A 14,772-nucleotide genomic window follows, 5' to 3' on the forward strand; every position below is an offset into this window, starting at 1 on the left:
TCTTCGCCATTTTTATCGTTGTTTTGCTATCTCACTATCGGCTAGATGAGTCCGTACGACATCAGCTTTCTTCGTGTGCGTCTGCGTCTGTCACCAATGTCTCGCGAGCAGTAATAGGTGCAAGTACAAATACAGGCTGCTCGGGTTTCACCGTGGTGCCAATTTCAATCTCAATACTCACGACCTGCATCGCAACGGGTGAGACAATTGGTATCTCAATTTTCATGGCTTCTATGATTGCTAATGTCTGCCCCTCATCGACCACATCACCTACCGCGCAAGAAATCTTCCAGACACTGCCCATCATATGAGCTTTGACGACTACACCGCCCTCAGGTACAGAGACCTCTGATGACACTTCTACCGCATCAATATCTTCGCCAACATACTGGTCAAGTCCTTGCTGCTTCCAGCGTTGTCGCTCTGCATCAAAGTTGGCTTGCTGCTGATCTTTGAACGTCTGAATACTGTCCTTGTTTTCATGCAACATCTCGTAATACTCAGCGAGGTTTAACACACTATCCTCAACCTCAATCGAGAGCTCACCTGCCTTAAAGGCAGTTCGCATCGATAACAGTTCTTCTTCACTGACTTCATAAAAACGAATTTGATCAAAGAATCGTAGTAACCATGGTTTTTCGGCTTCAAAGCTTGGATGCGAGCGATAGCGGTTCCAGATTTGTAGCGTCCTACCGACGAACTGATAGCCACCTGGGCCTTCCATACCGTAGATGCACATGTAAGCGCCGCCGATACCCACAGCGTTCTCTGGCGTCCATGTTCTGGCAGGATTGTATTTGGTGGTGACCAAACGATGTCTGGGATCAAGCGGTGTGGCAACAGGCGCACCCAAATAGACATCACCAAGTCCCATAACCAAATAGCTGGCATCATAGACAATATCTTTGACCGCTTGGGCAGAGGCCAAGCCGTTGATACGTCTGATAAACTCGATATTATCGGGGCACCAAGGTGCGTCAGGATAGACAAGTTGCTGATACTTCTCCGTTGCTAGCTTAGTCTGAGAGTCAGCCCACGCCATTGGTAAATGAACAATTCTGGACGGCACTTGCATGTGCTTAATATCGGGCAATGCACTTTCTGCTTGCTTGAGAATTGCCAGCAGTGCTGCCTGTGGCAATTTCAATGAATGGTAATGCACTAATAACGAGCGAATACCTGGCGTCATATCAATGATGGCATCGATATGCTGTGCTTGTAGGCACTCCACCAATGCCTGAACGCGGAAGCGCAATTGCAAATCAAGCACCTGCTCGCCGTACTCAATCAATATATAGCTATCTCCAGCAGGGCGATATACCACTTTTGGCTGGTCGTTATTGATGGGTAAAGTGTCTAATATGGCTGTCTGCAAAGTCGCGTTTTCTGTATGAATGGGCAAACTGTAATCAACCAAATGACAGTCATCAGCGCGTAGCATGTCATCGTAGCACTGATGTAATTGTGCTGCTTGATCGTAGCTGACAGGGACAAACTGCACTCGATCACCTGCCTTGAGCTGTCCCATTTTCCAGCGCTCACCTGCGACAATGACGCTCAAGCAGACAAAGCCACCGAGGCTTGGTCCATCAGGCCCTAAAATGATCGGCATGTCCCCTGTGAAGTCAATCGCACCAACAGCATAAGCATTATCGTGGATATTTGAGGGATGTAGCCCTGCCTCACCGCCATCTTCACGCGCCCATTCAGGTTTAGGTCCGACCAGACGGATACCAGTACGGCTAGAGTTATGATGAACGTCCCATTCATGTTCAAAGAACTGCGTCACATCAGCATTCGTAAAGAAATCTGGCGCGCCATGTGGTCCATACATGACTGCGATTTGCCATAGTCCATCAAACGTTGGTTGCTGTACAGCAGGTAAGGCTTTAGTAGCAATGGACGTATCGCACTGTACAACGGGTAGCATGTCGCCGATAAGTAAGTTACGACCAGCATGACCACCAAACTGACCTAAACTAAAGGTTGCTTGGCTGCCTAGATACTCAGGGACATCTATGCCACCTTTGATAGCGATATAGCTTCGGCAGCCTGAGGTGATATTGCCACAAATGAGTTTTTGGCCTTTACGTACCGTGATGGTCTGCCACATTGGTTGCTCTGCACCATCCAAGGTACAGGCCATGTTACCGCCAGTAATAGCAATCTGACTGTCGCAATGGAACAATAAAGTCGGTCCAGTAACCACGCACTCAAGACCTGCAGTGTTAAATGGGTTACCCAACAGCTGATTACCAGTATTGAGACTCAGACCATCTATCGCACCTGATGGTGGTACACCCACATCCCAGTAGCCTTCTCGACCAAGTACATCTTGTACAGCCGTCTGTACGCCCGACTGCAACACTTCAATTTTTTGACTGAGCCATGTAAAAGTGTTCAAAAACCTTGTAGTCTGCTCACCTTGATAAAATATCTCTGAGGACACTATCTGCTGCAAATACTCAAGATTGGTTTCAAGACCTGCCATACGTGACATGGCCAAACTTTGGCTCATTTTCTCCAGTGCTTGCTTGCGGTCAGGTGCCGTAACGATGATTTTTGCTAGCATCGGGTCATAAAAGGCTGATATCTCACTGCCCGTTTCTATCCAAGTCTCGACACGAGCGGCTGGGTCAAAATAAGCATCCGTTAAAATCCCCGTGCTTGGTTGAAATCTTTTGACAGGGTCTTCGGCATACAGACGCACCTGAATCGAATGTCCTGATGCGTGCAGTGGCAACTCTGGCAATACGAACTCGCCTGCAGCCAGCTCAATCATCCAGCGTACTAGGTCCACGTGATAGATTTCTTCTGTGACGCCATGTTCAACTTGCAAGCGTGTGTTTACCTCCAAGAAATAGAAGTCTTGCGTCGACACATCCATCACAAACTCAACGGTACCAGCAGAGCGATAGTTGACTTGTTGCATCAACTTAGTCGCTACCTCTTGTAGGTTTTGTCTTTGTGCATCTGATAGTAAGGGCGCTGGCGTTTCTTCAATCACTTTTTGATTACGACGCTGAATAGAACAGTCACGCTCTCCTAAGGTGATGATATTACCTGCCCCGTCACCAAATACTTGCACTTCGATATGGCGAGCATGCTCTACAAATTTTTCGAGATATAGCCCAGCATCACTGAAGTTGCTTTGTGCCAAATGATGCACAGACTCATAAGCATCCTTTAGTTCGACCTCATTCCATACCAGACGCATGCCGATACCGCCGCCGCCTGCAGTGCTTTTCAGCATGACAGGATAGCCAATACGTTTGGCCTCACGTAATGCTTCGTCCACATCTTGTAGCAGTTCGCTACCGGGTAACAATGGCACTTGGCTGTCAATGGCGAGCTTACGAGCCGTATGCTTGAGCCCAAAGCTCAGCAGCTGCTCAGAGGTTGGCCCAATAAAAGCGATTCCAGCATCACTACAGCGGTCAAAGAATGCAGCGTTTTCTGACAAAAACCCATAGCCAGGATGAATCGCTTCTGCGCCTGAATCAATCGCTGCTTGCAATACTTTATCCATATTTAGATAGCTATCACTGGCAGGACCCGAGCCGATGTTGATGGCTTCATCAGCTTGACTGACATGTAGTGAGCCTCGATCTACATCGGTATAGACAACGACTGAGCCGACACCCATTTGCTTTAAGGTACGTATAATTCGGCAAGCAATAGCACCGCGATTGGCAATCAATACTTTTTTAAACATCACAACTTCCTCAGCATTCTCATTAATAGGCAGTATCGTCTTGTTCGAAAATCGCTTACTTACTCATAAATCACAAGCTCAATGGGCGTGGGGTTATAGCCGTTGCAGGGATTGTTGAGCTGAGGACAATTGGATATCAGGACAATCATATCCATTTGAGCGGTGATATCGACGTATTTGCCAGGGGCTGAGATACCATCATCAAACGCTAAACTACCATCAGGCGTAATAGGCACGTTCATAAAGAAATTGATGTTTGGTCCGACATGACGTAGGTTCAGATCATATTTTTGAGCAATGGGATGCGTTGCTAGAGTATGCATAAAGTTGTTTCGGCAGCTATGCATGGGATAAGTATCATGAGCGTAACGCACGGTATTACTCTCACATGAGCATGCACCGCCCAACGTATCGTGACGACCGCAAGTGTCATCTGTGATAGTGGCAATGACTTGCCCTCTATTAGTGAATAGCTGACTACCCATCTCTAAAAACAGCTTTTGATTTTGTGCCAAGGTATCCGTGGCACTATAACGTTCAGCCGTATCAGTACAGCTTATAAACAGCGTATCGACTGCCTGATTGCCTTCAGTATCTATAATGCGCAAGGTCTGGTTTTTCTTAACCTCGGTCATCCACCCCTCTCCAGCAGCACAAACCTCACGCAGCTTGATAGTTTTGGAATTGATTAAATCTACATTTTGAATAGCTTTATTTTTAGTATCATCATTAATTGTCATGAGTCTGCTCTCTTAATTGCTGTAAATGATTGCTATGACTGGTTGTGAGCGTTATAGACGTAGGTACGGTGCTCGCGAACCTATAAAATCGTTTTACCAGTCAAAAATTAGAATTTGATAACCACTTGATCATTACTTAATACCACTTAATTGATAAGCACTTAATAGCTGCTTTCGCCTATCGAACACTGCCGATTGTTAGGCATTCGTATAGTCGCCAAAATAGTGTGCATTGTTCTCAAACCCGCGTTGGTTTTGCGAGCAAGAGTCACGGCAAATATCAAAATCTGCCTTTGGCACTATAGGCGCTGCCTGCTGAATGGTTAGCTCAATATCAGCTGGATCATAGATGTCTGATGGATCAAGTGGGTGCGGGGCGTTACAGATGAATACTAAGCAATTCATCTCAAACCGTAGGGTGATAGCTTGGTTGGTGTTGTCAGCAGCGATATAGGACAGCTGCCCTTGTAGATCGGGGGTGACTTTGGAGAACAGATTGACCGTTGCCGTAAGGTCACGCTCATTTAGCGCAAACTTCGACATTTCTGTTAATAGTCCGTCAAGACCGTTTTGATAGCGCTCATTACGAGCATCTTGGAAGGTTTTTTTGCCATATTGTGAGCTAATCATAGCAGCGGTGCTAGGGCCACAAATCGCATCGTTCCAGCCATGGTCATCACTAATAATAGAAGCAAGCACTCGGCCCATATCGGAGTAGAGTACGTGACCTTCAGACAGGTATAGTGTGTGTTGTGCTTTTAGACTGTCTGGCATGTTGAAGCGTTCAAGCTTCTCATCAGCATTGACCACATATAGGCTAGCATTGGCATTGGCTGCCAGTGATTTGAGCGTTAATACAGTATTCTTATTAATACGTCCGCACCAATGATGGCCACCTGGTAGAGGCGTGGTGAAGCAATCTGAATACAAGCTATCGGAAGTAGTGATTGAAACGGATGACATAAAAAACTCCACAGTTATGAGCTTAAGTGATCAGTGTCACTTAGAGTCTCCCGGGCTTTTATCCCTCCGTGTAGTTCTTTCGAACCGCCATCTCTCGGACCAGTCATATAGTTTTAGAAAACTTTCCTCTACTATATCGGAACCCTAGACGGCATTTTTTTAGCTCTTAGATTGATGATATACGGTAGTTAACCGTGTACTAACAACGATGCAAGCCTTGTGCCAGCTAAGATTTACAATGCCTAATTTATCGATTATGTTTACTTAAAAAGAAAATCTACTCAGCAAAAAATCAATAATACTGGCTGAATTAATCTTTAAAAAATCATACTAATAATTCCTTCAATCAACTGATATATATAAGATGTACGCAATATTTATATTACTAACACTACCTTAAAATCCAAAGCTCACAGTATTCAAAATAGTTATCCCAACAAACTTTAGAGAGACTAATTGCCAAATTTAAAAATGCACTATAGTAGAACATGGTGCACCACAATGATAACGACTGCCCTACTCTGTACCGTTCAAAATTAATAAAAGATGGCTTAATCTCTATTAATACAAGTATTTTCATACAAAAAAAAGAGCACTGGTTCATATTTAACCAGTGCTCTCATGTCAAAACTACCCACTATTAATGACTCATTTATAAATGAAAATCGCTAATAGCAGTCACTGTTAAATTAGTAACGAGTGACTAAGGCAATCGGTTGATCTTCACCCATAATATCTTGTGGCATAAACACGGCCTCGCCGCCATTATGAATGACGTGCTCGATAATTTCACCAATGGCATCATCAGTTACCCCTTCTGCAGTGACGTCATCTGCAAGACTTAATGTTTGTGCTTTTTCATCAATTTTGGCAGATTGTATATAGCCACGGCGTACATAGAGGGTCTCGCCAGCACCTTGGAATGCGCTGCGATATACTTCCTGCAAATCCGTCTGTAACATATTGGCACCGCGGGCTTTGTCAATCTCGCCCAAAGCAGCATGATGCAATGACGTACGATATCCTTCTACAGATTCTTGTACACTATCGACGATATGCTGTGCACTACCATCCTCTAGATTGGTGGCGTTTGATACCGTGGCAATGATATTGTCTGGACGATCACAGACTTCTTTGTAGTAACCTATATTTTTGGCATCACCCACAATCACAAGTGGCATTTTATGGTCGCCCCACAGCTCTTGTACGCTTTTATCGACTTGGTTAAAGTATTCTTTTAGATGGCTGCTCTCATTATTCGATGAGCGATCTGAACCGCCGTCACCTGTTGTATATAACCCATTATTCTCAACAGGGAACTGAATATTTTCCATGTTGTTTTGTGCATCGTCATCTTTATCAAACTCTCTGATGACACGATCATTTGATGCTTCAATCAAGCGAGCCTTATCACGGGTCAGCACGACTGTATAGTAGTGAACGGCACTTGCCATATCACGAACTAGGTCACGCGTGGCAAAACTGTCCGAAATCACCACACGCTCTGTGGTATCGATTGGCATACGGATCACTTGTGCATCATCAGTACTGGCAAATATGGCTAAGGTATCAAGATTATAATTATGGTTTAACTCGCTGGTCTTAGCATGAATCTTGTCTAAGATAGTTGTCGCTGTACTCTTATCATATTCTTTGGTTAAGCGATCTTCGACGACTTTTAGCTGATTTTTTAGAGCGATTGGATCTTGCTCATTGGCTGGATGCGCTCGATGTGTCTTAACAAAGATACTGACCGCTGGATTGGCTTTGGTTTCACGTAAACTTTTAAGAGTCGCTTTCATATACTGCTCCTTGTTTTATTATCATTTACTTTCGATGTTACACGGATTTTCACCAACACAGCATTAGAGCCTCTTGCTCTACAGCTTACTGGCATTGGCGTTAGTAGATCGCTTGTAGACAATCAACCATGCTTTTCTTTTATCAGTCGTTTTCCATCTATATACTATGAATATACCCTATAAACGGGCAATATTTCTATTCCTTCATACTGATGCTAACAGTTACTCCTTACTGGCTATAGGGTGAATTTGCAAGCAAATGATAGCGCTTTGTAAGTAGAGCACACTGCATTGTTCAATATATAGGCTATCTCAACCAAAGCACGCATGTGTCAATATCCTGAGCTTTCATGGTCAGTTTATGAGCACTCAGGTTGTATTTTCACTAAATGAACCCATCTTTTATATAACTTAACTATAAAACGTCACCCACTCGCATCATAATGCGCCGTATATGTCAGCAGTGACCAAAATAATGTAACACTAGATTTTCTCCATAATAACTCATCAATATCGGATACCTTTATGACACTTACCTCTCCAGATTTGCGCCTTGTCGACTTTGCCGATACTGCGCCAAGCACACTACAAAGCCAAGTTATTGACGCCATTGATGCTGCCAATACTTTCTTAGACACATTGACAGTGATAGAAAGCGATAACGCTGCAAAAATAAGCGCCGAACAAGCGCTAGCAGATGTGATGCGATTTGATCATATCAATTTGGCACTAGATCGTAGCTGGGGTATTTTGTCGCACCTCAATGGCGTGATGAGTAACGATGAGATCCGTCATGTGCATCATGAGCTGCTACCTAAACTGTCCACTTATGGCACGCGAGTTGGACAACATCAGCCATTATTTAGCCGTTATCAAACGATTGTCAGTGACACAGCATTCTTTGACTCACTTGAGCCTGCCCGTGCGCGTGCGATTGAGCTCGCATTACGTAGTTTTGAGCTATCAGGGGTCGCATTACCTAAAGCTGAGCAAGAGACATTTGCTGCCATTCAAAGCAAACTATCCACCTTATCAGCAACCTTCTCAGATCATATCTTAGATGCAACACAAGCGTTTGCACTGCCTTTAGAGCAGTCACAGTTGAAGGGACTAACAGAGAGCGGTTTGGCATTATTGGCAGATGCAGGCGAGCAGTACAAGTCACGTGAGCTTGCCAGCGGCACGCTTAGCCAGACGGATGTAGATGCCCTTCCTACTCCTTACTATGTGGCCAGTCTAAACATTCCTGTCTATCTCGCTATAACGACTCATGCTGATGATCGTGATTTGCGTGAGACTATGTACCGCGCTTACGTCACGCGTGCTTCTGAATTTGATACGCATACCAATGCCAAAGGCGAATCACTGAACAACGCCGATATCATGAGTCAAATTCTCACGTTGCGTGAACAAAAAGCCAAGCTATTGGGATTTGATAATTATGCTGAAGTATCACTATCGACCAAAATGGCAGACAACGTGATCGAGGTTGAAGCATTCTTACGTGATTTGGCTGTGCAAGCCACACCAGCAGCTAAGGCAGATTTGGCACAGTTACAAAAGTACGCGCAGGATTACGGGATTGATGAGCTACAACCGTGGGACAGTGCCTATATCGCTGAAAAGGTGAAGCAGAGCGAATTTAGCTTATCGCAAGAGGAGATTCGTCCTTACTTTCCACTACCGACAGTAATCAATGGCTTGTTTGCCATTGTCGAGCGCCTGTACGGTATAAAAGTACAAGAGCAAGACTTTGACAATTTCGATGCTGATGCTGATGCTCACTCTGCCTCTCGCTGGCACAATGACGTACGCTTTTATCAACTGTTTGATGCTGACGATCAACTGATTGGCGGCTTTTACTTTGATTTATTTGCGCGTAGTGGTAAGCGTGGCGGCGCTTGGATGAGCGGTTTTCAGTCTCGTTATACCTATGAAGAACAAAACCACAAACAGCTACCCGTCTGCTTTATGGTCGGCAATTTCACGCCAGCACTTGCGGGCAAGCCAAGCCTATTAACACATGATGAAGTATTGACGTTGTTCCACGAGTTTGGTCACGGCTTGCATCATTTATTGACCCAAGTGACAGTTGGCGATGTCGCAGGTGTCAACGGTGTTGAGTGGGATGCGGTTGAGCTGCCCAGCCAGTTCATGGAAAACTGGGCATGGGATGCCGAAGGTATTGCACTTATTAGTAGTCATGTCGACACTGGTGAGCCATTGCCTAAAGAAAAGCTTGATGCACTATTGGCCGTCAAAAACTTCCAAAGCGGACTGCAAACGCTTCGCCAAATCGAGTTCGCCCTTTTTGATTTACTGATTCATGCTCACACGCCAGCGCTTGATTATAACGGTATTTTGGCCACCCTAAATGCAGTGCGTAGCGATATCGCTGTCATGCAGACACCTGACTATAACCGCTTTGCCAATGGCTTTAGTCATATTTTCGCGGGTGGCTATGCTGCTGGCTATTACTCTTATAAATGGGCAGAGCTGCTATCTGCCGATGCGTTTAGTAAGTTTGAAGAAGACGGTATCTTTAATCCAGCAACGGGCAAAGAGTTCCGCGAGTCTATTCTGTCGGTTGGTGGCAGTTTCCCAGCCAAGACTAACTTCGAGAACTTCCGTGGTCGTAGTGCCAGTATTGATGCCTTATTACGCCATAGTGGCTTTCTTGATGCAAAGCTTAACACTGCTGCCAATGCCCAAACGACGCACGAGGTTATCTAAATGCGCTATCAGTCATCCAGCCCCAAACGTCGGTTTTTAGCAGGCGTTCGCTGTCCAAAGTGCCAAGAAGTAGATGCGGTGGTACAGGTGAATATTATGGCTCCAGAACCTGATGAATATATCGAGTGTACCCTGTGTGGACATTCAGAGCATCGTCCTGATCCAGATGCTATCAGCGCCAAAAACCATCTCGAAGATCAACTTGCACGTGATGCCATGAGCACAGGCACGAGCGGTACTGTGAAGTTTAAATCCTAAGTATTTGATATTACGCGTCAAGTCCTAATCGCTACTGGCCTATCTATCAATAGATAGGCTTTTTATTTTGAGTTTGCTATAGTATGGCTACTGATGTTTTTGACTTAAAACGATCATAATATGAACCCTAAAAAAACGCGACCTTTGGCAACCAAGCCCTCTAAAGCCTCTGCGAAAGCAGGCCGACGAGTTTGGGGCATACTGATTTTTATATTACTGCTCATCGCTGCGGCTTACTTCATTTGGCCAAAACCTGAGCCAGAGTCTGTATTGCCTGTCAGTAATCCACCAACAATAGCTGAGCAAACTGAAGCGGCTCAAGCAGCTGCGATGGATGATGCCACCATGAATGATGAGCCTGAAACCTTGCTGATCAACAGTGCTGTCACTGATGAAAGCATTGATATAGTCGATGACAAAAATATCGATACGCCAAATCCTAAAGCTATCTTAAATGCGCCTTTACCAAAAACGGAAAGCCTAGCCAAAGAAGAGATCGATCGTTTAGAGGATGAGCGTAAACGTTTCGCCGAACAAGAGAAACTGGCAGCTGAACAATTGGCAATGAACCAACAATTAACTGATATGAAAGCGGAACAAATCGCCCTGCTCGAACAGCAAATCGCACAGTTAGAAGCAGATAGCGCGGCTGACGCAGCGTCAAAATAAAAGCAGTGTTTTTTATATAGGGGCTTATGATGGCAACTCTGCAACTCACTCATGCCTCTATTTTGAATAGCAGTGCCCAACTGCTTGTCTTCCCTGTCAACAACGCTGGTGTCATCTTAGACCCTGTGCTGACGCGTGCCAAAGCGCTATTCCCTGATAACTATCATCGTTACCATCGCGCGTGCCGTGATGGTAGCTTGAGTGTTGGCAGCTGTTTGCTTCATAAACGTACCCGTGAACAAGCAGGTTTGGGCATCAGTAGTAACGGCAATCAGCCAAATTATATCGCCAACCTTGTCATATCAAACCACCCTTATCATCCTATTCGCAAACGCTGGCTCATTGCTGCCTTGATAGACTTACAGCAGCAAATAATGCCATTGGTAAGATACCAAGGCATACGCAGAGTGGCACTACTTGCACGTCCACTTATCTCAGGCAATCCACGTGATATCGCACCCAATCAAAATGATGGAACAAATACACTTGCTTTAGATTGGGAGACTGATACGCTGCCATTATTGACTGAGTACTTACAAGATTTACCTAAGCTACGTATCGATATACATTTGCCTAAAGACACTATTTTATAAATCGCCTTTTAGCTTTTGGCTAGCCAATCACCATCTTTTTAAGCACATAAAAAAACCGCCTTGGACACTCATTACGAGCATCTCAAGGCGGTTTTTTATGACGTAAATTACATCAAATATTGAGTATTAGTTCTGCTCAACACCTTTCATAGTCAGCTTGATACGACCACGGTTGTCAACATCTTGAACCAAGACTTTAACGATCTGGCCTTCTTTTAGATAGTCTGATACATTCTCTACGCGCTCTTCTGCGATTTGTGAAATATGTACTAGACCATCCGTGTTTGGCAACACATTAACAAATGCACCAAAGTCTACGATACGAGCAACCGTACCTTCGTAGGTTTTGCCTACTTCAACTTCAGCAGTCAAGGCTTCGATTTTGCCGATGGCGGCTTTGGTCGCGGCTTTGTTTTCACCAAAGATACGGATAGTACCTGCGTCATCGATATCGATAACGGCACCAGTTTCTTCGGTTAGCTGACGAATCGTTGCGCCGCCTTTACCGATAACGTCACGAATCTTGTCTGGGTTGATCTCGATAACAGCATAGTTCGGTGCATGAGCGTTGATTTCAGTACGGCTCTCAGGCAGTACTTGGTTCATTGCATCTAGGATATGGATACGACCAGCATGGGCTTGCTTAAGCGCTTGCTCCATGATATCAGGAGTAATGCCTTCGATTTTGATATCCATCTGAAGGGCTGTGATACCGTCTTTAGAACCAGCCACTTTAAAGTCCATATCGCCAAGATGATCTTCATCACCTAAGATGTCAGACAAGACAGCGAAACGCTCGCCTTCTTTGACCAGACCCATTGCAATACCAGCAACTGGTGCTTTGATTGGTACACCTGCATCCATCAATGCCAAACTTGCACCGCAGACAGATGCCATAGAAGATGAACCGTTTGATTCAGTAATCTCAGAGACCACACGAATCACATACGGGAAGCGTTCGCTGTCTGGTAGCATCGCTTGTACACCGCGGCGTGCTAGACGACCATGACCGATTTCACGACGTTTTGGAATACCTTCACGGCCCGTTTCACCAACTGAGAAATGCGGGAAGTTGTAATGCAACATGAAATGGTCACGAATAGTGCCACCTAGCGAATCAATCATGTTGACGTCACGGCTGTTGCCCAAAGTCGTTGTGACTAGTGCTTGCGTCTCACCACGAGTAAATAGTGCTGAACCGTGCGTGAATGGCAATACGCCAACCTGTACATCAAGCGCACGTACTGTCTCAAGATCACGACCATCGATACGCGGTTTGCCTGACAAGATATTGTCACGAACCGTACGGTATTTAAGGTCGTTATAGATTTCTTTAAGCTCAGTTACGGTATCCGCATAGCTTTCTGACTCAGCATCACCCGCAAGTGCGTCGATGATTGACTGCTTGATTTCGTCAAGCTTGGTGTAACGTTCTTGCTTGTCTGTAATGGTGTAAGCGTCAGCCACTTGTGCGCCGAACTGCTCTTTCATGCTGCTGGTAAGCGCTTGATCACGCTCAGGAGCAGAATACTGCTGCTTAGCCGTACCGATTTCTTCTGCCATTGAGGCAATGTTATCAATAACGATTTGTTGTTGCTGATGACCGTATAATACCGCACCCAACATTTGATCTTCTGACAGCTCAGCCGCTTCAGATTCAACCATCAATACTGCAGATTTAGTACCAGCGACGACTAGATCAAGATCACTCTCTTTAAGCTGTTCAATCGTGGGGTTTAATACGTATTCACCATTGATAAAACCAACACGGGCAGCAGCAACAGGACCGTTGAAAGGTGCGTCAGAGATAGCCAATGCTGCTGAAGCACCGATTAGCGCTGCGATATCTGCTGATTGAGTTTTATCCGATGATACAACCGTCGCTGTGATTTGGATTTCGTTCACATAGCCTTCAGGGAACAGTGGACGAATCGGACGGTCAATGAGGCGTGAGGTTAGGGTTTCAAACTCGCTCGCACGGCCTTCACGTTTGCCATAAGCACCTGGAATTTTACCAGCTGCATACATTTTTTCTTGATAATTAACGGTTAGCGGAAAAAAGTTCTGGCCAGCTTTGGCTTCAGATTTTACGACCGCAGCAACTAGGACGGTAACGCCGCCCATATGAACCAAAATAGAGTTTGCTTGACGGGCTACGCGGCCTGTCTCGATAACAACCTGCTGATTACCATATTGAAATTCACGTTTAATAGTGTTGAACATTGTCATGTATTTTTCCTAATGTTGACTGACGAAAATGATACCAGTGCTATAAAATCTGATACCTGTCATTAAAATTCTTTGTATATGTTTAGCATCTTACTGCTATATATCTAGTGATTCGATTTTAGCTTTACTATAAATACTATCAAAAGGATGTTAAGTCAAAAGACTTCAGTGCTAAACACCGTATCAGATACGTTTCTATAATTTTGAAAGTTGTGCATTTGCGCTTTGCATTCGCATGATTGTTTTGCAAACCATTGCTTTATGAATAACCATCTTATCAATGACTGCCATTTATGTCGTAGACGTACTATTAAAATCACAAGGCATTATTTTACAGTGATTTGAGGCTATTGACCAATTAATTGGCAAACGAGGCGTTTATCAATCATAAATATCAAGCCTAACGCGCAATTATTACTAGGCCATACCCTTAGTTCGATCGACAATCATTTTTATGAGATAAAATATTGCTATAAAAACTCAGGCTATAAAACGAATAAGCATAAAAAAACGGCGTGAAACTATTCCACACCGTTTTAAAAAATCTATTTTATCTTTAACAACCAAGTGCCAAGCGGCTTAGCGAAAATACTGAAACCATGCCATAAAATGACATTTAGTATCTTAGCATCCACTCGTACTATTGTCGTTGGATTAACGACGTAGACCTAGCTGGCTGATAAGAGTGGTATAACGACCAAGATCTTTACCTTTTAGGTAATCAAGCAATTTGCGACGCGTGTTAACCATACGGATAAGACCGCGACGGCTATGATGGTCAGCTTTATGTGCTTTGAAATGGTTCTGCAAATCATTGATACGAGCACTCAATAGTGCTACTTGAACTTCTGGAGAACCAGTGTCATTTTCGCCACGTTGGTATTGAGCAATGATTTGTTCACGATCGGTATTAGTTAACATAAAAAACTCCGGCAATGCTAAAAACTTTAAAAAGACTGTGGTTTAGTCAGCTCTAAAGCAATAGAATAATAAATAAAATAACCTGCACGCCATTCAGGACAACCCTGCATTACTAGAGTTGACCTACTGTACGACAAGCTCAGTTAAGG

General features: G+C 44.4%; 10 protein-coding genes and 1 riboswitch. Of the genes, 4 read left to right on the forward strand and 6 right to left on the reverse strand.

The window, feature by feature from the left end:
• Nucleotides 1-61: 61 nt before the first annotated feature.
• The 4 genes from uca to I6E86_RS02035 all read right to left on the reverse strand — a co-directional run bounded on the left by uca (nucleotide 62) and on the right by I6E86_RS02035 (nucleotide 7,220).
• Nucleotides 62-3,715, reverse strand: a complete 3,654-nt coding sequence (gene uca, locus I6E86_RS02020; protein ID WP_197174839.1) for an urea carboxylase — start codon at nucleotides 3,713-3,715, stop codon at nucleotides 62-64.
• Nucleotides 3,716-3,774: 59 nt separating this feature from the next.
• Nucleotides 3,775-4,455: an urea amidolyase associated protein UAAP2 gene (locus I6E86_RS02025; protein ID WP_197174840.1), complete on the reverse strand. Its 681-nt coding sequence runs from the start codon at nucleotides 4,453-4,455 to the stop codon at nucleotides 3,775-3,777.
• Nucleotides 4,456-4,653: 198 nt separating this feature from the next.
• Nucleotides 4,654-5,418, reverse strand: a complete 765-nt coding sequence (locus I6E86_RS02030; RefSeq protein ID WP_197174841.1) for an urea amidolyase associated protein UAAP1 — start codon at nucleotides 5,416-5,418, stop codon at nucleotides 4,654-4,656.
• 45 nt (nucleotides 5,419-5,463) lie between these two features.
• Nucleotides 5,464-5,577, reverse strand: a riboswitch (guanidine-I (ykkC/yxkD leader).
• A gap of 530 nt (nucleotides 5,578-6,107) precedes the next feature.
• Nucleotides 6,108-7,220: a hypothetical protein gene (locus I6E86_RS02035; protein ID WP_197174842.1), complete on the reverse strand. Its 1,113-nt coding sequence runs from the start codon at nucleotides 7,218-7,220 to the stop codon at nucleotides 6,108-6,110.
• Between the two features lie 525 nt (nucleotides 7,221-7,745).
• Here I6E86_RS02035 and I6E86_RS02040 point away from each other — a divergent pair.
• From I6E86_RS02040 to I6E86_RS02055, 4 genes are all read left to right on the forward strand, one after another.
• Entirely contained in the window at nucleotides 7,746-9,953 is a 2,208-nt protein-coding gene (locus I6E86_RS02040) for a M3 family metallopeptidase (RefSeq protein ID WP_197174843.1), read from the forward strand.
• Nucleotides 9,954-10,211, forward strand: a complete 258-nt coding sequence (locus tag I6E86_RS02045) for a YheV family putative metal-binding protein (protein WP_194363395.1) — start codon at nucleotides 9,954-9,956, stop codon at nucleotides 10,209-10,211.
• 120 nt (nucleotides 10,212-10,331) lie between these two features.
• Nucleotides 10,332-10,880 carry a hypothetical protein gene (locus I6E86_RS02050; protein ID WP_197174844.1) on the forward strand — a complete coding sequence of 183 codons (549 nt, stop codon included), beginning with the start codon at nucleotides 10,332-10,334 and terminating at the stop codon, nucleotides 10,878-10,880.
• A 29-nt stretch (nucleotides 10,881-10,909) separates the two neighbouring features.
• Nucleotides 10,910-11,473 carry a hypothetical protein gene (locus tag I6E86_RS02055; protein ID WP_197174845.1) on the forward strand — a complete coding sequence of 188 codons (564 nt, stop codon included), beginning with the start codon at nucleotides 10,910-10,912 and terminating at the stop codon, nucleotides 11,471-11,473.
• A gap of 126 nt (nucleotides 11,474-11,599) precedes the next feature.
• Here I6E86_RS02055 and pnp read toward each other — a convergent pair whose 3' ends face one another.
• Nucleotides 11,600-13,702 carry a polyribonucleotide nucleotidyltransferase gene (gene pnp / locus I6E86_RS02060; protein ID WP_197174846.1) on the reverse strand — a complete coding sequence of 701 codons (2,103 nt, stop codon included), beginning with the start codon at nucleotides 13,700-13,702 and terminating at the stop codon, nucleotides 11,600-11,602.
• Between the two features lie 654 nt (nucleotides 13,703-14,356).
• Nucleotides 14,357-14,623, reverse strand: coding sequence for a 30S ribosomal protein S15 (gene rpsO / locus I6E86_RS02065; RefSeq protein ID WP_045443035.1), 267 nt, complete (start codon nucleotides 14,621-14,623; stop codon nucleotides 14,357-14,359).
• Nucleotides 14,624-14,772: the final 149 nt, after the last annotated feature.

The sequence above is a fragment of the Psychrobacter sp. SWN149 genome, assembly GCF_015864565.1.
In the GTDB taxonomy this organism is placed as follows: Bacteria; Pseudomonadota; Gammaproteobacteria; order Pseudomonadales; family Moraxellaceae; genus Psychrobacter.

Bases quoted from the DNA above. Each gene is read 5' to 3' on its own strand.
- uca (WP_197174839.1), bottom strand. From the start codon at position 3,715: ATGTTTAAAAAAGTATTGATTGCCAATCGCGGTGCTATTGCTTGCCGA.
- I6E86_RS02025 (WP_197174840.1), bottom strand. From the start codon at position 4,455: ATGACAATTAATGATGATACTAAAAATAAAGCTATTCAAAATGTAGAT.
- I6E86_RS02030 (WP_197174841.1), bottom strand. From the start codon at position 5,418: ATGTCATCCGTTTCAATCACTACTTCCGATAGCTTGTATTCAGATTGC.
- I6E86_RS02035 (WP_197174842.1), bottom strand. From the start codon at position 7,220: ATGAAAGCGACTCTTAAAAGTTTACGTGAAACCAAAGCCAATCCAGCG.
- I6E86_RS02040 (WP_197174843.1), top strand. From the start codon at position 7,746: ATGACACTTACCTCTCCAGATTTGCGCCTTGTCGACTTTGCCGATACT.
- I6E86_RS02045 (WP_194363395.1), top strand. From the start codon at position 9,954: ATGCGCTATCAGTCATCCAGCCCCAAACGTCGGTTTTTAGCAGGCGTT.
- I6E86_RS02050 (WP_197174844.1), top strand. From the start codon at position 10,332: ATGAACCCTAAAAAAACGCGACCTTTGGCAACCAAGCCCTCTAAAGCC.
- I6E86_RS02055 (WP_197174845.1), top strand. From the start codon at position 10,910: ATGGCAACTCTGCAACTCACTCATGCCTCTATTTTGAATAGCAGTGCC.
- pnp (WP_197174846.1), bottom strand. From the start codon at position 13,702: ATGACAATGTTCAACACTATTAAACGTGAATTTCAATATGGTAATCAG.
- rpsO (WP_045443035.1), bottom strand. From the start codon at position 14,623: ATGTTAACTAATACCGATCGTGAACAAATCATTGCTCAATACCAACGT.